Source organism: Micromonospora sp. NPDC005171 (assembly GCF_040608575.1).
In the GTDB taxonomy this organism is placed as follows: Bacteria; Actinomycetota; Actinomycetes; order Mycobacteriales; family Micromonosporaceae; genus Micromonospora.
Genome location: NZ_JBEXIM010000015.1, coordinates 71,845 through 87,919, shown reverse-complemented (window position 1 = coordinate 87,919; position 16,075 = coordinate 71,845). Strand labels below are relative to the sequence as shown.

Here is a 16,075-nt window from a genome sequence, read left to right as displayed (position 1 = left end):
GGACCGTCGACACGAGTGGGCCATCGGTGGCGCTGCTCGCTGCGTGGCCCCAGTTCGGGCCGGGCTGTCGGATTGACAACTGACGATTCGCTCCCCTGTCGGCGCATCGTCAGTTTGGTGAGATCGTGCGGCGCAGCCAGTCCTGGGTGAGCGATCGCAGCAGGGTGGGTTGTTCGTATGGCAGGTAGTGTCCGGCCGCGTCGATCACCGTGTAGGTGCCGCGGGGATAGTGGCGCATGGCGCGGAACTGGTCGGCGTATCCGATGATTCGGTCCTGTCGGCCGGTGATCACGCTGACCGGGCCGTCGAAGACGACGTCGGCGGTCTCGTCGGGTAGCGCGTAGTCGGGGCCGCTCTGCAGTTGCTGTTGGAATGTCGGGTCGCCGGGGCCGCCGGAGTTCAGTGCCGCGAGCACCGTCGCGACGACGGCTGGGGTGCGGTGGCCCAGGGCGGCGTCGAGGTGCGCGTGCAGGGCGGCCGGGGCGGCGTCGAGCCAGCCCGTTGGCGCTTCGAGCGGTGGGTCGTCGGGTAGGTCCCGGCTGTGGCGGGCGATGGTGACCCCCGGGCAGACGAGGAGCAGACCGCGGACGAGGTCGGGTCGTTGGCGTGCGATGCCGGCCGCCAGGTACGCGCCGTAGGACGCTCCGGCGAGCAGGACTGGCGCGTCGTGGTGCTGGTCGAGCCAGGCGCAGACGGTGTCCAGCACCGCCTGGGAGGTGGGCGGGCAGTGTGCGGGGCTGTCTCCGTGCCCGGGCAGGTCCAGGTAGACCTCGCGCAGGCCCGCTCCCGCGAGGGCTGGGCTGAACGCGGCGGCCATGGCGGCGCGGGTCATTGCGAACATCGGTAGGCACACCACGGGCGGCCCGGTTTTCGCTGACTGATCGACCGCCAGGTTCATGGCCGGAATGCTAGTGAGTGTGGTGGCGTGGTGTGATGACAGTTCGGCGGTGCCCGCTTCCGATGACTCGGTGGTGGTCACCATCGTCAGCGCCTGCCTTCGGGGCGGGCGTGGGGGCAGTCCGACGTCTGTCGTCGACGAGTCCCTCTCCCCCACGGCGGAGGCGCAGGACGTGTTGAGCGACGCCGAGCGCAGCCGGGTGCCGGTTCGGATGGGCACTTCTCATGCCGTGTTCGTGGGGCCTGTTGTGGGTGATGAGCCGGTGGACCTGCGGTTTTTCACCGCCGAGGGGGAACTGCCCGCGTGTGGGCACGGGACGGTGGCGGCGGTGGCGTACCTCGCGGGGGGTCGTCGCGGTGGCGAGCACGAGTTCCGGTTGCGCGTGTCGGGGCGCACGTTCGTCGGTCGCGCGGTCCGCGACGGTGATCAGATTCGTGCGGTGTTCGACCCGGGTCGGGTGGAGGTGCGGGACGCGACGTCGGTGGAGAGTGGTCTCGCCGTCGATGCTCTGGGTGTCGCTCCGGGCGATCTGCTGTCCGGGGCGTGTGTGGCGTCGTTGGGGCGGGCGCGGGTGCTGGTGCCGGTCGCCACGCCTGGCGCTGTCGTGACCCTGGGCCCTCACCTGGACCGGCTCCGTGCGGCGTGCGACCAGTTGGGGTTGCTGGGTTGCTACGTCTATTCAGCGCCGACGTCCTCTGGTGGTGTGGTGGCCCGGATGTTCGCTCCGTCGATCGGGGTTGCTGAGGACATCGCCAATGTGAACAGCACCGCTTGCCTGGCCGCTCGCCTGGTGGGTGACGGCTTCACGGAGTTGACCGTCGACATGGGTGACGGCCTCGGGGTACCGGCGACCATCACCGCCTCTGCCCGTCGGGGTCCCACCGGGCTGCGGGTCCTGGTGGGGGCCGCCGCGACGGTTGTCCGTACGGTGGCGTGTCCCGTGTCGCGCGGATGACGGGTGTAGGGCGGTGGAAACCTGGTGTGCGGTGGCAGTGTGCGCCCTCTACAGTGGTGCGTCCTGGCCGGTGAGGCGTCTCTCTCGACGTCGAGGCCATTGATCATCACGGGGGAACACCATGATCGGTAAGCCTGTTCGTGCTGTCCTGACCCTGGTGGCGGTCGCCGGCTTCTCCGCAGGCTGCCAGCCCGCGGAGAAGGAGAACGCCCAGCCTGCTGCCGCGTCGACGTCGGCCGCGCCCAGCCCGACCGTCGACGTGGCGGCGAACAGCAGGCAGGTCTGCGACGCCAGTCTCGATTTTGTGAAGAAGCACTACGTCGCGATGGCGGACGATGCGATCGCCGCCATCGACAAGCCGGTCAGCGCCAAGGAGGCGGGCGCGAAGGTCCGTGGTCACTTCACCGCGCTGTTGCAGGATGCCCGGACGACGGCGCCGACCGCTGCCGATCCGCAGGTGCGTACCGCGTTGGAGACCTTGGCTGCGGGCGTGGAGAAGCACCTGGCCGGTCCGAAGGCCACCGAGATCGAGGCGCCGGATGTCGACCCGTTGCTGAAGGCGTTGGACACCGCCTGCGGTCGCTGATCGGCGTGGGCACCGGCCGGGTTGGCCGGTGCCCACGGACAGCGGCGCGGTGGGGCTCAGGTCCAGGGCACCTGCGGGGACGGGTAGAAGTTGACCTGTTGCAGTCGCCAGCGGGGTGCCTGCTCCCCCAGCCGGGTCCGGAACGATTCCCAGTCGTGGCTGGTGGAGGTGGACCAGCCGAGTTCGGCGATCGCGGGTAGGCGGGGGAAGGCCATGTATTCGATGTCGTCGAGGGTGCGCAGCGTCTCGGACCACAGCGGGGCCTCGACGCCGAGGATGGCGTTCTCGCCGACGCCGGTGACCCTGGTGGCCGGGTCCCAGCCGTAGGCGTCGGACACCTCGATCAGGCCGGCCCAGCGTAGGCCGAGGCGGGTGTTGGCGTCGTACTTCATGTCCAGGTAGGTCTTGTTGGCCGGCGACATGATGATTTTGTTGCCGCGGGCGGCGGCTGCGGCGAGGCTGGCGTTTGTGGTGCCGGTGCCCCAGAACTGGGCGACGACGTCGGTGGACGGGTCGGCCTGGGTGATCTCGTTCCAGCCGGAGGCGCGTTTGCCGTACTTGGCGACCAGGGGCAGGACGCGGTTCATGAAGGTGCGGTAGTCCTCGTCGGTGGTGGCGTGGGCTTCGTCGCCGCCGATGTGCAGGAACGGCCCGGGTGTGATGGCGGCGAGTTCGCGGATGACGTCCTCGACGAAGCGGTAGGTGAGTTCGTCGTTGATGCAGAGGGAGCTGTAGCCGACCGCCATGTCGGTGCGCGGGGGTGGTGCGACGCCGTCGCAGTTGAGTTCGGGGTATGTCGACTGGGCGGCGTTGGTGTGCCCGGGCATGTCGATCTCGGGGATGATCGTGATGTGTCGGGCGGCGGCGTAGGCGACGACGGCCTGGTAGTCGGCTTTGGTGAGGTATCCGGGGCCGACGCCGTCGACTCCGGTGCCGGGTCCGCCGCCGACGGTGGTGAGGCGGGGCCAGGAGTCGATCTGGATGCGCCAGCCCTGGTCGTCGGTGAGGTGCAGGTGCAGGTAGTTGATTTTGTATTGGCTGAGCAGGTCCACGTAGGCGGTGATGTCGTCGACGGTGTGGAAGTGCCTTGCGAGGTCGAGCATCGCGCCCCGGTAGGCGAAGCGTGGGTAGTCGACGATTCGTCCGCCGGGGACTGTCCACGTGGTCCGCTGCCGGTCGGGTGCTTCGATCTCGGCGGGGAGCAGTTGGCGCAGGGTCTGGGTGCCGGCGAACAGTCCGGCGGGGGTGTTGGCGCGGATGGTCACGCCGCGGCGGGTGACGTCGAGTTGGTAGCCCTGCTGGCCGATGCGGTCGCCGGCGTCCCCGATGAGCAGGGCGATCTCGGGTAGCGGGGTGGAGCGGACGGGCAGGACGGGTAGGGGGTGGCCGGTGGCGGGGCGCAGTGTCGTGGCGAGTTGGTGGCCGATGCGCCGGGCGGCGCTCGAGCCGGGGGTGGTGCGGATCACGGTCAGGGGGCTGATCCGGAACGCGTTCTGCGCGTCGGGGCGGGTGTCGACAGGTGCGGGGATGACGTCGGTGAGCTGTCGGGCTGGTGCGGGGGCCGCCGCCGCGGGGGCGGGCGTGGCGGGCAGGATGAGGGGTAGTGCGAGCGCGGCTATGGCCAGCAGCCGCGTGGTGGGGTGGTGACGCACGGTACCTCCAGGCCTCGTCATGATCGACCTTCGTCGATTAGAATCGCAGGCTACCGGTGCCCCGCCTGTACTGTAAACCTTCCTTAAGGTAGGGGCTTGTCGAGACAGCGTTGTCGCCGACCTCACGTGTGCCGCGCGCGGGGGAATTCCCGCAGCGGGTCGCGCCGTTGTCCGTTCGGAAGATCAGAAGCACATGATCGAATGGAAGTGCCATGCACATGCGCTCAGACGCGGTAGTGCTGTTCGGCGTCACGGGAGATCTCGTCTCGAAGAAGCTGTTTCCGGCGCTGTACGAGTTGACCCGGCGCGACCGCCTCGACGTTCCGGTGATCGGCGTGGCCCGCTCCCCCTGGGATGATCAGCAGCTGGTCACCATGGCCCGCAAGTCGGTCACCGAGGCCGATGACGAGATCGACGACGAGATCTTCGATCGGCTGGCGGACAACCTTTCCATGATCTCCGGCAACTACGCGGACCCGACGACGTACCAGCGGCTGGCTGAGCGGCTGCGCGACGCCGAGCGGCCGGTCTTCTACCTGGCGATCCCTCCGGCCGTGTTCGGCTCCGTCGTCGAAGGCCTGGCGGCTGTGGGTCTGGCCGACCGGGGTCGGGTGATCGTGGAGAAGCCGTTCGGGCGTGACCTGGCGTCCTCCCGCGAGCTGGACCGCACGCTCGGCGCGGCCTTCGCGCCGGAGCGGATTTTCCGCATCGACCACTACCTCGGCAAGGAAGCCGTCGAGGGCCTCTACGCCTTCCGGTTCGCCAACCGGCTGTTCGAGCCGCTGTGGAACAACGAGCACATCGACAACATCCAGGTGACCCTCGCCGAGGGTTTCGGCACCCAGGGCCGGGCCGGGTTCTACGACACTGTGGGCGCGACCCGGGACGTGCTGCAGAACCACATCCTCCAGGTCGTCGCGCTCATCGCGATGGAGGCGCCCGCCAGCGAGGACACCGGCGCGTTCCGGGAGGCGGAGGCCGCGGTGCTGCGGCAGATCGCGCCGCTGTCGCCGGAGTCCACCGTCCGGGGGCAGTACGCCGGCTACCTCGACGAGCCGGGCGTGGCGGCGGCCTCGAACACCGAGACGTTCGTGGCGACCCGGTTGACTGTCGACTCCCCCCGCTGGGCGGGTGTGCCCTTCTACCTGCGCACCGGCAAGTCGCTGCCGGGGACGGCCACGGAGGTCGTGGTCGAGTTCAAGCAGCCGCAGCGTTCGCTGATCCCGGCCGAGCGGGGTACGGCGAGGGCCGCGAACCTGCTGCGGTTCCGCCTCGGGCGCGGTGACGGCATCACCATGTCGATCCAGGCGAAGAGCCCGGGCGCCGAGGTGGCGAGCCGCCCGGTGGATTTGTCCGTCGACTTCGGTTCGGCTTTCGGCCGCCGGCAGGAGGCATACGAGCGGCTGCTCGACGACGCAATGGACGGGCAGCACCTGCGCTTCGCGCGTGCCGAGACGATCGAGCAGGAGTGGCGCATCGTCGAGCCGATCCTGGATCTGCCGGAGGCGGTGCAGTCGTACGAGAAGGGCAGTTGGGGTCCGGCGGACGCCGACGCGCTGGCCGGCGGGTGGCACCTCCCGGACCTGCGGTAGCGGCGGACCGCACCGCTCGTGGGCGGTGGGGTCATCCGGTGGTACGGGTCGCCGGGCGGATGCCGCGGATGCCGGCGACGGCGAACTCGATGCCCAGGTCGTAGTAGCCGTCCCGGTCGCCGCAGAGCGTGAGCGCGTCGGCGGCGGCGAGGACGTGCGGAAAACGCCGCGGTGCCAACGCCTGCAGTGCCGCCCGCTTGGCGCGGATGGCGTCGTCGCGGGTGTCCGGGTCGGTGCTCTCCGTGGCACCGGGTTCGGTGGCGACGAGGGTCACCAGGGAGCAGAGGGCCTGGCTGCCGATCTCGGTGGCCTGCTCCGGGGGGTAGCCCGCCCCGTCGAGCAGGGCGAGCATGCGCTCCACCAGGATCAGGCCCGGCTCGGACAGCAGGATGCGGGTGGGGACGAGCCCGGCGACGGTGGGGTGTGGGCGTAGCGCGGCGAGGCAGGCGGCCAGGATGGCGCGGATCTGCTCGTCCCAGGGTGCGGCGGTGGGCTCGGGTAGGCAGATGTCGGCGAGCAGGCGTGCGGCGAGCGCGTCGAGCAGGTCGCTCTTGTCCCGGAAGTGCCGATAGAGCGCCATCGGGGTGACGCCGTGTTCCTGGGCCAGTCGGCGGATGGTGATCGCGGACAGGCCCTCGGCGTCGGCGATGCGCAGCGCGCTCGCGACGATCGCGGTGGGGTCGAGACGCTGCGGGGTGTCCTTGCTCATACTGGCCACAAGGCCAGTGTACTACGTACACACGTCGGTCTACGTTGTAGATGTACGGCGTATACCGCGCCGTGCTGACGTCTTTTCTCCGATGAGGTAGGCATGCGACGTAGTCCCTGGGCAACGCTGGCGGTGCTGTCGCTGGCGCAGTTCATCGTCATCCTCGATGTGACGATCGTGAACGTGGCTCTGCCCAACATTCAGACCGACCTGAGCTTCACCGCTGACGACCTGCAATGGGTGATCAGCGCGTACACCCTGCTCTTCGGTGGTTTCCTGCTGCTCGGCGGTCGCGCCGCCGACCTGCTCGGCGCCCGCCGGATCTTCATCGTCGGCCTGGTGCTGTTCGGGGCGATGTCCCTGCTCGCCGGACTCGCGACTTCGCCCGGCCTGCTGATCGCCGCGCGCGCCGTGCAGGGCCTGGGCGGAGCGTTGCTCTCCCCCGCGGCGTTGGCCACCCTCACCGTCACGTTCGCGCACGGACGGGAACGCAACATCGCCATGGGCATCTGGGGTGCCCTCGCCGGGCTCGGCGGCACACTCGGCGTGGTGGCCGGCGGCCTGCTCGTCGACGCGCTGAGCTGGCGGTGGGTCTTCTTCGTCAACGTACCCATCGTCATCGCGCTCGTGGCGATCGTGCCGACCTTCGTGGCGGCCGTGCGGCACTCCCAGCCCGGCCCCCGCACCTTCGACGCGCTCGGCGCGGTCCTCGGCACCACCGGTCTACTCGCCGTCGTGTTCGGCGTGGTCCGGGCCGAGTCCGCCGGCTGGGGCTCGGCGCAGGTGCTCGCCACGCTCATCGGCGGGGTCGCGCTGCTGGCTGTGTTCGTCGGTGTCGAGGCGCGCTCGGCCGCGCCGCTGGTGCCGCTGCGGCTGTTCCGCTTTCGGGCGCTGAGTGTCTCCAGCGGGGCGTTGGCGCTCAACGGCGCCGCGTTCCTGTCGATGTTCTTCCTCACCGCGATCTACCTTCAGCAGGTACGCGGTGCCTCGCCGCTGACCGCCGGCCTGCAGTTCCTGCCGATGGGCGCGACTGCCATCGCCGGCGCCGCCCTCGCCACCCAACTGGTGCACCGACTCGGCACCCGCACCCTGCAGATCATCGGCGCGCTGCTCAGCGTGATCGGCCTGCTGCTGCTCAGCGGGGCGAGCGCCTCCGGCTCCTACGTCGGCGAGTTGTTGCCGGGTCTGCTGCTGTTCGGTCTGGGCATCACCACGCTGGGCGTACCCGCCCAGATCTCCGCGATCTCCGACGTCGAACACCATGAGGCCGGCGCCGCGTCCGGTGTGGTCACCGCCGTGTACCAGGTCGGCGGCGCCCTGGGGTTGGCCGTCGTCACCACGCTGTCGGTCACCCACGTCAGCGACGCGCTCAGCCGCGGTGCCGGCCAGCAGCAGGCGCTGGTCGACGGGTTCCACCGCGGGCTGTTGATCGCCGCCGTCTTCGCGATCGCCAACCTGGTCATCTCACTGGCCACCCCGCAACTGCGCCCCGACGCCGAGCGGGTCGCCGAGGCGGCCGTCGCGGCCTGAGGGGGCGCGCTGGAGGCCGGCACTGTCGGCCTCCAGCGGCATCGTGATCGACTCGGTTTCCCGGGATCTCGCGGTGTCCTGCCCTGCGCGACACCCCGACTTTCCGGAAGCCGAGTCGATCACGCGACCCGGGGCGCGCGGCGCGCCCCCGGGCCCCGTGACCCGGGGCGCGCCGCGCGGGGCGCTGAGTGACCGCTCAGCTCAGCGGAGCGACCGTCCGGCGACGGTGAGGTTTGCCGCTTACGAGTGGTGTGGGCACGGTGGGTGCGACGTTTCTCGTCCTCGTCGGAGAGGAAGCAACGCATGCTTTCCGCACTCGATCGTCGGCACACCGTCGCGCCGCCCGGCTACAGCCGGTGGCTCATTCCCCCGGCGGCGTTGGCCATCCACCTCTGCATCGGTCAGGTCTACGCGACCAGCGTCTACAAGAACTCGCTGATCGCCCACTTCGACACCAGCCAGACGGCGATCGGGGTGATCTTCAGCATCGCGATCGTGATGCTCGGATTGTCCGCAGCGGTCGCCGGGACCTGGGTGGAGGCGAACGGGCCGCGGAAGGCCATGTTCGTCTCGGCCTGCTTCTGGGCGGCCGGTTTCCTGGTGGGTTCGCTGGGCATCGCCACGAAGCAGCTGTGGCTGCTGTATCTGGGCTACGGGCTGCTCGGCGGCATCGGGCTGGGCATCGGCTACATCTCCCCCGTCTCCACCCTGATCAAGTGGTTCCCGGACCGGCCGGGCCTGGCCACCGGGTTGGCGATCATGGGGTTCGGTGGTGGGGCCATGGTCGCCTCTCCCCTGTCGCGGCAGCTGTTGTCGTTCTACGACGCCGGCTACGACCCGGCCAACGCGGGGTCGACCGCGTCGGGCAGCGCACTGGTGTGGCTGTTCGTGACGCTCGGCCTGGGCTACTTCGTGATCATGATGTTCGGGGTGGCGAACGTGCGGGTGCCGGCGCAGGACTGGCGCCCGGTCGGCTTCGACCCGGCCAGCGTGGCGGCGAAACCCCTGGTCACCACGGCGAACGTGTCGGCGGCGAACGCGGTGAAGACCCGCTCGTTCTGGCTGCTGTGGGTGGTGCTGTTCTGCAACGTGACAGCGGGCATCGGCATCCTGGAACAGGCCAGCCCGATGATCCAGGACTTCTTCCGCGACAACGGCACCTCGGCGGTGACCGTCGCGGCGGCCGGCGGGTTCGTGGGTCTGCTGTCGCTGTTCAACATGGCCGGCCGGTTCGTGTGGTCGTCCACCTCGGACGTCATCGGCCGCAAACCGATCTACCTGGTGTACCTGGGCGTCGGCATGGTGCTGTACGCGCTGCTGGCGCTCGTCGGGCAGACCTCGACGGCTCTGTTCGTGCTGTTGGCCTGCGTGATCCTGTCGTTCTACGGCGGTGGGTTCGCGACAGTGCCGGCGTACCTGCGGGACCTGTTCGGCACCTTCCAGGTCGGTGCGATCCACGGTCGGCTGCTGACCGCCTGGTCGGCGGCGGGGATCGCCGGTCCACTGATCGTCAACGGGTTCCTCGACGCGCAGGGTGAGCCGGGCTCGCTGACGGCCGCGGCGTACCGTCCAGCGCTGTTCACGATGGTGGGGGTGCTGGCTGTGGGCTTCGTGGCGAACCTGCTGGTGCGGCCGGTGCCGCAGCGCTACCACGAACCACCGGCGAAACAGAACGCGGATGAGAACGGGGAGCGGAACGAGGAAGCGACGGCGCAGAGGAGTGGTACGCGATGAGTGAGGACAGCCGACCCGGGCAGCAGGCCCGGTTGTGGATCTCCTGGTTGGTGGTGGCGGCGCTGCTCGGCTACGGGGTGGCGCAAACCGTCATCACCGCGGCGAAGCTGTTCACCCACTGAGCCGGATCCGGCGGTCTCCGACCGCGAGTACGCGTGGTCAGAGACCGCCGGAGACGCGCAGCACGGTCCCGGTGGCGTACGAGGCGTCCGGGCCGAGCAGCCAGGCGATGGCGGCGGCGATCTCCTCGGGTTCGCCGGCGCGGCCCAGCGGGATGCGACCGACGGCGGAGTCGGCGCGGTCGGGCATCCCGGAGTCGGCGTGGATGTCGGTGCGCACGATGCCGGGGGCCACGGCGTTGACCCGGATGCCCTTCGGGGCGAGTTCCTTGGCCAGGCCGACGGTGAGGGTGTCGGTGGCGGCCTTCACGGCGGCGTAGTGCACGTACTCCCCCGGGCTGCCGAGGGTCGCAGCCGCCGACGAGACGTTGACGATCGCCCCACCGTCGGTGAGCCGTCGGGCGGCCTGCTGGGCGCAGAGCACGTAGCCGACGAGGTTGACGTCGACGACCCGGCGCAGGTCCTCGACGCGCAGCTCGGTGAAGGGCCCGATGAGGCTGGTGACGCCGGCATTGTTGACCAGGCCGGTGAGCGGGCCCAACTGCTCGGCCGCGTCGAACAGGGCGCGCACCTGCTCGGGGTCGGTGGTGTCGGCGCGTACCGCGATGGCCTGTGCGCCGACGGCCCGCAGGTCGGCCAGGACGGCGGTGGCGGCGGCCTCGTCGCGGCGGTAGCACAGGGCGACGTGGTGACCGGCAACGGCGAGCCGACGGGCGGTGGCCGCGCCGATGCCCCGGCTGCCGCCGGTGATGACGGTGACGGGTGCCACGGTGCCTCCCGGGTGGTCTGACGGCTGCGCGATGGTCGTGCCGACGCTACCGTGACCGGCGCGGATCGGTCGTCGAGAGGAGAGTCACATGCAGCGGGCATTGGTGCTCGGCGGTGGCGGGGTGACCGGGGTGGCCTGGGAGTTGGGGCTGCTGGCCGGGTTGGTCGAGCGGGGCGTGCCGGTCACCGAGGCGGACCTGGTGGTGGGCACGTCGGCGGGTTCGGTGGTCGGCGCGCAGGTGTGCTCCGGGTTGCCCGTCGAGCGTTTCTACGCCGAGCAGTTGGCGTCGCCGTCGACCGAGCTGGCGGCCCGGTTGGGCTTTGCGACGTTGGTGCGGCTGATCTGGGCCGGTGGTCGGACCCGGGACGCGGCGCGTTCACGGGCGCGGATCGGGGCGATGGCGGTGGCGGCGCGTACCCCGTCGGAGGCGTCGCGACGGGCGGTGATCGAGGCCCGGCTGCCGGAGCGGGAGTGGCCGCGGCGGCGGCTGCTGATCACGGCGGTGGACGCGTCGTCCGGTGAGTTCGTGGTGTTCGACCGCGACAGCGGGGTGTCCCTGGTGGACGCCGTCGGCGCGAGCTGCGCGGTGCCCGGGGTGTGGCCGCCGGTGAGATCGGCGCACGCCGCTTCGTCGACGGTGGGATGCGCTCGACGGTGAACGCGGACCTGGCGGCGGACGCGCGCAGGGTGCTGGTGCTCGCGCCGACGTCGGCGGCGTTCGGGCCGATGCCGCGGCTGTCGGCGCAACTGGACGCGTTGCGGGCGGCCGGGTCGCGGGTGGTGCTGGTGACGCCGGACGCGGCGGCGCGTACCGCGATCGGCCGCAACGTGCTGGACCCGGCGCGGCGGGCGGGCGCGGCGCGGGCCGGGCGGGCCCAGGCCGACGAGGTGGGAGCGCTCTGGGCGTGATCCCTTACGCTCACCGCGCGGTCGATCAGACGACGGAGGTGCGCGGTGGCGGGTGTGGGTGTCGGCGACGTGGTGCAGGATTTCGAGCTGCCGGACGAGACGGGCACGCCGCGGCGGCTGTCGGAGTTCCTGGCGGGCGGGCCGGTGGTGCTGTTCTTCTACCCGGCGGCGATGACCCGGGGGTGCACGGCGGAGAGCTGCCACTTCCGTGACCTCGCGGCGGAGTTCACGGCACTGGGCGCGTCGCGGGTGGGCATCAGTCGGGACCCGGTGGCGAAGCAGGCCGAGTTCTCGAAGCTGCACGGCTTCGACTATCCGCTGCTGTCGGACGCCGACGGCGCGGTGGCGCAGCAGTTCGGGGTCAAGCGGCGGGTGCCGTTGGGGCCGTTGAGCATGAAGCGGATGACGTTCGTGATCGGCACCGACCGGCGGGTCATCGAGGTGATCCACAGCGAGGTCAGCATGAACGACCACGCGGACCGGGCGCTGCGGGCGCTGGGCGGCTGAGCGGGGTGTGAGCCCCGTGCGGCGGGTGTCGCAGCCGGCTGGTATCAAGACAGCAATCAAACAGGTGTACGGAAGAGGGTTGTGATGGATGCCGGCCAGGGTTTGTCCACTAGCGAGGTGCAGAGCATCCGGGAGTCGTTGGCGGCCGGGCGTAAACCACGGGTGGTGTTCACCGCGTCGGCCGGGCAGATCGCCGGTCAGGTCGGTCAGGTGATCGAGCTGACCGACCCGGAGGTGTCCGACGAGTTCGTGGTGGTGCGCTTCGGTCGCGACGAGCTGCCGTTCTCCCCCGCCGACCTGGCCGTGGCGCCCAAGGGCGTGGGCCGTCGGGTGGTGGAGCCGAAGCCGGAGCCCGAGCCGGAGGCTTCGCCCGCCGTGCCCGCGCCGGAGTTCGTGTTGGACACGCCGCGGGTGCCCGCGCAGCGACAGGAGGAGCCGAAGGTGGAGCAGACGGAGAAGCCGCCGGCGCGGCGGGCGGTCAAGGCCGTCAAGCCGAAGGGCCCCGCGGGTCTCACCGTGACCCTGGCGTACGCCGACGGTGAGTGGACCGTCGCCGCGCAGCAGGGCAGCAAGGCCCTCGCGAAGCCGTACGTGGTGAAGCCGGCGGAGGCGTTGAAGATGGTGGCCCTTGTCGACGTGCCGGGGGTGCAGGAGGCGGTGGAGCAGATCCTCGGCACCGAACGGGCCGAGGCGGAGCAGCAGGCCGAGAAGCTGCGCGCCGAGCTGGCCGAGATCGAGGCCCGGCTGGCGGAGCTGCGCGAGGCCCGCTGAGGCGGGTCAGTGTCGGCTGTGGTGGTGCAGCAGCCGGGTGAGCAGTCGGGTCAGCTGCTCGCGTTCGGTGGTGGACAGCGGGGCGAGCAGGTCGGCTTGGACGCGCTCGACGGTCGCGCCCATCCGGCGCGCCTCGTCGACCCCGGCGTCGGTGACGCTGATGACGTTGCGGCGGCGATCGGCCGGGTCGGGGGCACGCACCACGAGCCCCCGGCCGGCCAGGTCGTTGATGGCGGCCACCACGTCGCTGCGGTCGATGCCGCAGCGCCGGCCGAGGTCGGCCTGGCTCGCCGGCCCGTCCTCGGCCAGGGTGGCGAGCAGCCGGTAGTGGTAGCCGCGTAGGTCGTGCGTGGCGAAGCCTTCGCTGAGCAGGCGGGCGGCGTGGCTGGCGGTCTGGTTGAGCAGCCAGCTCGGGGTGGTGCTGAGCCCGGCGGGTGACTGCGGGGCCGCGTGATCCATGGGTCGCAGCCTACCAGGAATCGTTGGCGCGACCCACGATCGGGTGTTACGTTGGTTCGACCAACGTTGGCTCGGCCAACGCATTGAAGGAGGCATCATGTCCACCGTCCCCACCCTCAACGGCCAGGTCATCGGCCAGGCCCACTACGCCACCCGGGCCCTGCTCGAACGGGCCACCGGTCCGCTCGGCCTCAGCTTCGGCCAGGTGGTCGCCCTCAACGCCCTCGCCGCCGGCCCCGTCGAGCGCGCCCAGCTCGTGCACCGGATGACCAGCACCCTCAAGGTCGACGAACCGGCCGTGCGCGCGGTGATCGACGCCCTCGTCGACGCCGATCTCGCCCAGGTCGACGGCCCTGCGCCGCGGCTGCGGCTCACCGACACCGGTCACGTCACGCAGGCCCGCGTCGCCGACGCCGTCGCGGGCATCACCGCCCGGCTGTACGCGGGCATCCCGGCCGACGAGGCCGACGCCGCCGCCCGGGTGCTCACCCTGGTCACCCAGCGCGCGAACGCCGAGCTGGCCGCGTCCTGACGGGCACGAGCCCGACCGGGACGCGACCCCGGTCCTGCCGGCCCGCGCGAGGACGGGCCGGTCAGAAGTAGTCGAGCAACTGCGCCGGACCTCCGACGCCCAACAGGTCCAGGGCCGCCGGGTCGACACCGGCGCCGTGGCGCAGCAGGCCGGCCTGCGCGACCGAGCGGGCGTGCGCCGCCCCGGCGTACAGCAGCGCGAAACCGCGCACGTCGAGCCGCAGGTCCGGCTCGCCGCTGATCCGGGTCAGCTCGGCGGCGCCGTCGGCGACAGCCAACCGCCAGGCGCCGGTGTTCCAGTCGGCGAGCGGGTCGGTGAGGTGAAAGTCGACGGCGCCCCGGGCGTGGACGGGCCAGCCACGGGCGCTCACCGCCCGGGCCACGTCCACCGGCCGGTGCATCCACAGGTCCCGCTCGTGGTCGCGGGCCGCCTCCAGCGGCAGGTGGGCGCTGACGGCGTCGCCGTCGAGCGGGCATAGCCGCAGGGTCGGTGCGACGCTGGCCCAACTGCCCAGCACGCCGACGAGTTCCCGGGCGGCGTCGGCGGTGACGGCCAGGACCTCGTCGACGGTGAGCACCGAGTCGGCGCCGTAGCCCCGGCCTCGCTGCCAGGTGGCGTAGCCGACCAGGTCGCCGTCGGTCTCGACGAGGGTGACACCGTCGCCGGGCAGGTCCCCCTTGGCGTTGAAGTAGTCGTACAGCTTCCCCCGGCGCGTCAGCATGCCGTTGCGGTGCCGGGTGACCCGCTCGTACAGGTCGGCGACGGCGGCCAGGTCGGCGGGCGTGCCGGCCCGTACGGTCAGGTGCGCGGCGGGCCGGTGCCGGGGCAGCGCGGCGGTGGCCAGGTTGACGGTGCGCAGCACCCCGGCGGCCTCCCAGCCGCAGGCGCGGTAGGGGGCGGCGACGGTCGGGTACAGGGCGCTGACCGCCGCGCCGCGTTCGTGGGCGCCGGCCAGCAGGGCGGTGAGCAGGGCGCGGGCCACGCCCCGGCCCCGGGCCTCGGGGGCGACCGCCACCCCGGCGACGTCGGCCGCCGGGACCGCCCGTCCGGACCACCACTGGTCGTGGTCCAGGTCGACGGCCTTGCCGACGAGCCGACCGCTGCCGTCGAACGCGCCGTAGCGGGTCATGCCGGGCACCTCGACGCTCGTGCTGGCGGGACGCTCCTGGTTGCCGCCGCCGAAGGCTAATCGGCCCAACTCCCAGGCGGCGTCGAGGTCGTCGGTGGTGAGCTCACGTACGTGCACAGTGGCGGGCATCGGGACAACCTAGCGGCACGGGTCCCCGCTGACCGCCGATTTTCTGGCGGGGGCGAGGCCGAGCCGCGGTCGCCAGCGGCCCCTCCTCGCCGGTCAGTGCTGCGGGATGTTGGCCACGCCGATGCGCTTGCGGAACACCCAGTACGTCCACCCCTGGTAGGCCAGCACCACCGGAGTGAAGATCACCGCCACCCAGGTCATGATCTTCAGGGTGTACGGGGTGGAGGCGGCGTTGGTGGCCGTCAGCGTGCCTGCGGCATCCAGGGTGGAGGGCAGCACGTTCGGGAACAGCGCGGCGAACAGGGTCGCCACGGCCAGGCCGATCGCCACAGCGGTGCCGGTGAACGCCCAGCCCTCCCGGCGTACCCGGGCGGCGGCCAGCCCACCGAGCAGGGCGAGGGCCGCGCCGACGGCGAGCACGACGGCGGCCGCGCTGGAGCGGATGCTCAGCGTCCAGGTCAGGAACCCGACCGCGAGGACGGCGGCGCCCACACCGAGGCGCACCGCGAGGGCGCCCGCGCGCTCGCGGATGTCACCGGTGGTCTTCAGGGCGAGGAACACCGCGCCGTGGGTGAGGAACAGCGCGAGGGTGGTCGCGCCACCCAGCAGGGCGTACGGGTTGAGCAGGTCCAGCAGGCCGCCGACGTACTCGTGGTCGGCGTCCAGTGGCACGCCACGCAGGATGTTGGCGAAGGCGACGCCCCACAGGATCGCCGGCAGCAGCGAGCCGACGAAGATGGCGGTGTCCCAGCGGCGCTTCCAGGACGCCTCGGGGCGCTTGTGCCGGTATTCGAAGGCGACCCCCCGGATGATCAGGGCCAACAGGATCAGCAGCAGCGGAAGGTAGAAGCCGGAGAACAGGGTGGCGTACCACTCCGGGAACGCGGCGAACATCGCGCCACCGGCGGTGATCAGCCAGACCTCGTTGCCATCCCAGACCGGGCCGATGGTGTTGATCAGGACCCGGCGTTCCCGGTCGTCGCGGCCGAGCACGGGCAGCAGCATGCCGACGCCGAAGTCGAAGCCCTCCAGGACGAAATACCCGGTGAAGAGTACGGCGATGAGGAGAAACCAGATGGTGGTGAGGTCCACGGC

18 protein-coding genes are annotated in these 16,075 nt (G+C 71.3%); 11 read left to right on the top strand and 7 right to left on the bottom strand.

What is annotated here, in order from left to right; all coding sequences use genetic code 11:
* Positions 1-109 precede the first annotated feature (109 nt).
* Positions 110-898, bottom strand: coding sequence for an alpha/beta hydrolase (locus tag ABZU74_RS19600; RefSeq protein WP_355425607.1), 789 nt, complete (start codon positions 896-898; stop codon positions 110-112).
* A 49-nt stretch (positions 899-947) separates the two neighbouring features.
* Between ABZU74_RS19600 and ABZU74_RS19595 the strand changes: the two genes are divergently transcribed.
* Together ABZU74_RS19595 and ABZU74_RS19590 are read left to right on the top strand one after the other, a co-directional pair.
* Positions 948-1,853 (top strand): PhzF family phenazine biosynthesis protein, encoded by a 906-nt coding sequence (locus ABZU74_RS19595; RefSeq protein WP_355425604.1) that lies wholly within the window; start codon positions 948-950, stop codon positions 1,851-1,853.
* A 121-nt stretch (positions 1,854-1,974) separates the two neighbouring features.
* Positions 1,975-2,439, top strand: coding sequence for a hypothetical protein (locus tag ABZU74_RS19590; protein WP_355425601.1), 465 nt, complete (start codon positions 1,975-1,977; stop codon positions 2,437-2,439).
* 56 nt (positions 2,440-2,495) lie between these two features.
* On the opposite strand, the gene ABZU74_RS19585 is transcribed toward ABZU74_RS19590, so the two are convergent.
* Positions 2,496-4,091: a beta-N-acetylhexosaminidase gene (locus tag ABZU74_RS19585; protein WP_355425598.1), complete on the bottom strand. Its 1,596-nt coding sequence runs from the start codon at positions 4,089-4,091 to the stop codon at positions 2,496-2,498.
* A gap of 212 nt (positions 4,092-4,303) precedes the next feature.
* On the opposite strand from ABZU74_RS19585, the gene zwf reads away from it, so the two are divergent.
* Positions 4,304-5,683 carry a glucose-6-phosphate dehydrogenase gene (zwf, locus tag ABZU74_RS19580; protein WP_355425595.1) on the top strand — a complete coding sequence of 460 codons (1,380 nt, stop codon included), beginning with the start codon at positions 4,304-4,306 and terminating at the stop codon, positions 5,681-5,683.
* Positions 5,684-5,714: 31 nt separating this feature from the next.
* On the opposite strand, the gene ABZU74_RS19575 is transcribed toward zwf, so the two are convergent.
* Entirely contained in the window at positions 5,715-6,392 is a 678-nt protein-coding gene (locus ABZU74_RS19575) for a TetR/AcrR family transcriptional regulator (protein ID WP_355425718.1), read from the bottom strand.
* A 102-nt stretch (positions 6,393-6,494) separates the two neighbouring features.
* On the opposite strand from ABZU74_RS19575, the gene ABZU74_RS19570 reads away from it, so the two are divergent.
* The 3 genes from ABZU74_RS19570 (at position 6,495) to ABZU74_RS19560 (ending at position 9,778) form a co-directional block, all read left to right on the top strand.
* Complete coding sequence (locus ABZU74_RS19570; RefSeq protein ID WP_355425593.1) at positions 6,495-7,922, top strand: DHA2 family efflux MFS transporter permease subunit; 1,428 nt, start codon at positions 6,495-6,497, stop codon at positions 7,920-7,922.
* Between the two features lie 303 nt (positions 7,923-8,225).
* A complete protein-coding gene (locus ABZU74_RS19565) occupies positions 8,226-9,656 on the top strand; it encodes an OFA family MFS transporter (protein ID WP_355425590.1) in 1,431 nt (476 codons plus the stop codon).
* Positions 9,653-9,778, top strand: coding sequence for a hypothetical protein (locus ABZU74_RS19560; RefSeq protein WP_256443348.1), 126 nt, complete (start codon positions 9,653-9,655; stop codon positions 9,776-9,778). Before ABZU74_RS19565 ends, ABZU74_RS19560 begins: the two co-directional genes overlap by 4 nt.
* 37 nt (positions 9,779-9,815) lie before the next feature.
* Here the strand turns inward: ABZU74_RS19560 and ABZU74_RS19555 are convergent, their stop codons facing one another.
* Positions 9,816-10,544, bottom strand: coding sequence for an SDR family oxidoreductase (locus ABZU74_RS19555; RefSeq protein ID WP_355425588.1), 729 nt, complete (start codon positions 10,542-10,544; stop codon positions 9,816-9,818).
* An 88-nt stretch (positions 10,545-10,632) separates the two neighbouring features.
* Here ABZU74_RS19555 and ABZU74_RS19550 point away from each other — a divergent pair, with 88 nt between their 5' ends.
* The 4 genes from ABZU74_RS19550 (at position 10,633) to ABZU74_RS19535 (ending at position 12,731) form a co-directional block, all read left to right on the top strand.
* The gene (locus tag ABZU74_RS19550; protein WP_355425585.1) at positions 10,633-11,202 is read left to right on the top strand and encodes a patatin-like phospholipase family protein; all 570 of its coding nucleotides are present in this window, start codon (positions 10,633-10,635) and stop codon (positions 11,200-11,202) included.
* The gene (locus ABZU74_RS19545) at positions 11,199-11,453 is read left to right on the top strand and encodes a hypothetical protein (RefSeq protein ID WP_355425582.1); all 255 of its coding nucleotides are present in this window, start codon (positions 11,199-11,201) and stop codon (positions 11,451-11,453) included. The genes ABZU74_RS19550 and ABZU74_RS19545 overlap by 4 nt, the downstream gene beginning before the upstream one ends.
* Before the next feature lie 45 nt (positions 11,454-11,498).
* A complete protein-coding gene (locus tag ABZU74_RS19540; protein WP_355425580.1) occupies positions 11,499-11,960 on the top strand; it encodes a peroxiredoxin in 462 nt (153 codons plus the stop codon).
* Positions 11,961-12,044: 84 nt separating this feature from the next.
* Complete coding sequence (locus tag ABZU74_RS19535) at positions 12,045-12,731, top strand: hypothetical protein (RefSeq protein WP_355425577.1); 687 nt, start codon at positions 12,045-12,047, stop codon at positions 12,729-12,731.
* 6 nt (positions 12,732-12,737) lie between these two features.
* Here the strand turns inward: ABZU74_RS19535 and ABZU74_RS19530 are convergent, their stop codons facing one another.
* Complete coding sequence (locus tag ABZU74_RS19530; RefSeq protein ID WP_355425574.1) at positions 12,738-13,190, bottom strand: MarR family winged helix-turn-helix transcriptional regulator; 453 nt, start codon at positions 13,188-13,190, stop codon at positions 12,738-12,740.
* A gap of 97 nt (positions 13,191-13,287) precedes the next feature.
* Between ABZU74_RS19530 and ABZU74_RS19525 the strand changes: the two genes are divergently transcribed.
* Positions 13,288-13,722 carry a hypothetical protein gene (locus ABZU74_RS19525; RefSeq protein ID WP_355425572.1) on the top strand — a complete coding sequence of 145 codons (435 nt, stop codon included), beginning with the start codon at positions 13,288-13,290 and terminating at the stop codon, positions 13,720-13,722.
* A 61-nt stretch (positions 13,723-13,783) separates the two neighbouring features.
* On the opposite strand, the gene ABZU74_RS19520 is transcribed toward ABZU74_RS19525, so the two are convergent.
* A complete protein-coding gene (locus tag ABZU74_RS19520; RefSeq protein WP_355425569.1) occupies positions 13,784-14,980 on the bottom strand; it encodes a GNAT family N-acetyltransferase in 1,197 nt (398 codons plus the stop codon).
* Positions 14,981-15,073: 93 nt separating this feature from the next.
* The gene (gene cydB, locus ABZU74_RS19515) at positions 15,074-16,072 is read right to left on the bottom strand and encodes a cytochrome d ubiquinol oxidase subunit II (protein ID WP_355425566.1); all 999 of its coding nucleotides are present in this window, start codon (positions 16,070-16,072) and stop codon (positions 15,074-15,076) included.
* Positions 16,073-16,075: the final 3 nt, after the last annotated feature.

Coding starts and splice junctions, on each gene's coding strand:
- ABZU74_RS19530 (WP_355425574.1), bottom strand. CDS start 13,190: ATGGATCACGCGGCCCCGCAGTCACCCGCCGGGCTCAGCACCACCCCG.
- ABZU74_RS19590 (WP_355425601.1), top strand. CDS start 1,975: ATGATCGGTAAGCCTGTTCGTGCTGTCCTGACCCTGGTGGCGGTCGCC.
- ABZU74_RS19575 (WP_355425718.1), bottom strand. CDS start 6,392: ATGAGCAAGGACACCCCGCAGCGTCTCGACCCCACCGCGATCGTCGCG.
- ABZU74_RS19535 (WP_355425577.1), top strand. CDS start 12,045: ATGGATGCCGGCCAGGGTTTGTCCACTAGCGAGGTGCAGAGCATCCGG.
- ABZU74_RS19550 (WP_355425585.1), top strand. CDS start 10,633: ATGCAGCGGGCATTGGTGCTCGGCGGTGGCGGGGTGACCGGGGTGGCC.
- ABZU74_RS19560 (WP_256443348.1), top strand. CDS start 9,653: ATGAGTGAGGACAGCCGACCCGGGCAGCAGGCCCGGTTGTGGATCTCC.
- ABZU74_RS19525 (WP_355425572.1), top strand. CDS start 13,288: ATGTCCACCGTCCCCACCCTCAACGGCCAGGTCATCGGCCAGGCCCAC.
- ABZU74_RS19565 (WP_355425590.1), top strand. CDS start 8,226: ATGCTTTCCGCACTCGATCGTCGGCACACCGTCGCGCCGCCCGGCTAC.
- ABZU74_RS19520 (WP_355425569.1), bottom strand. CDS start 14,980: ATGCCCGCCACTGTGCACGTACGTGAGCTCACCACCGACGACCTCGAC.
- zwf (WP_355425595.1), top strand. CDS start 4,304: ATGCACATGCGCTCAGACGCGGTAGTGCTGTTCGGCGTCACGGGAGAT.
- ABZU74_RS19600 (WP_355425607.1), bottom strand. CDS start 898: ATGAACCTGGCGGTCGATCAGTCAGCGAAAACCGGGCCGCCCGTGGTG.
- ABZU74_RS19570 (WP_355425593.1), top strand. CDS start 6,495: ATGCGACGTAGTCCCTGGGCAACGCTGGCGGTGCTGTCGCTGGCGCAG.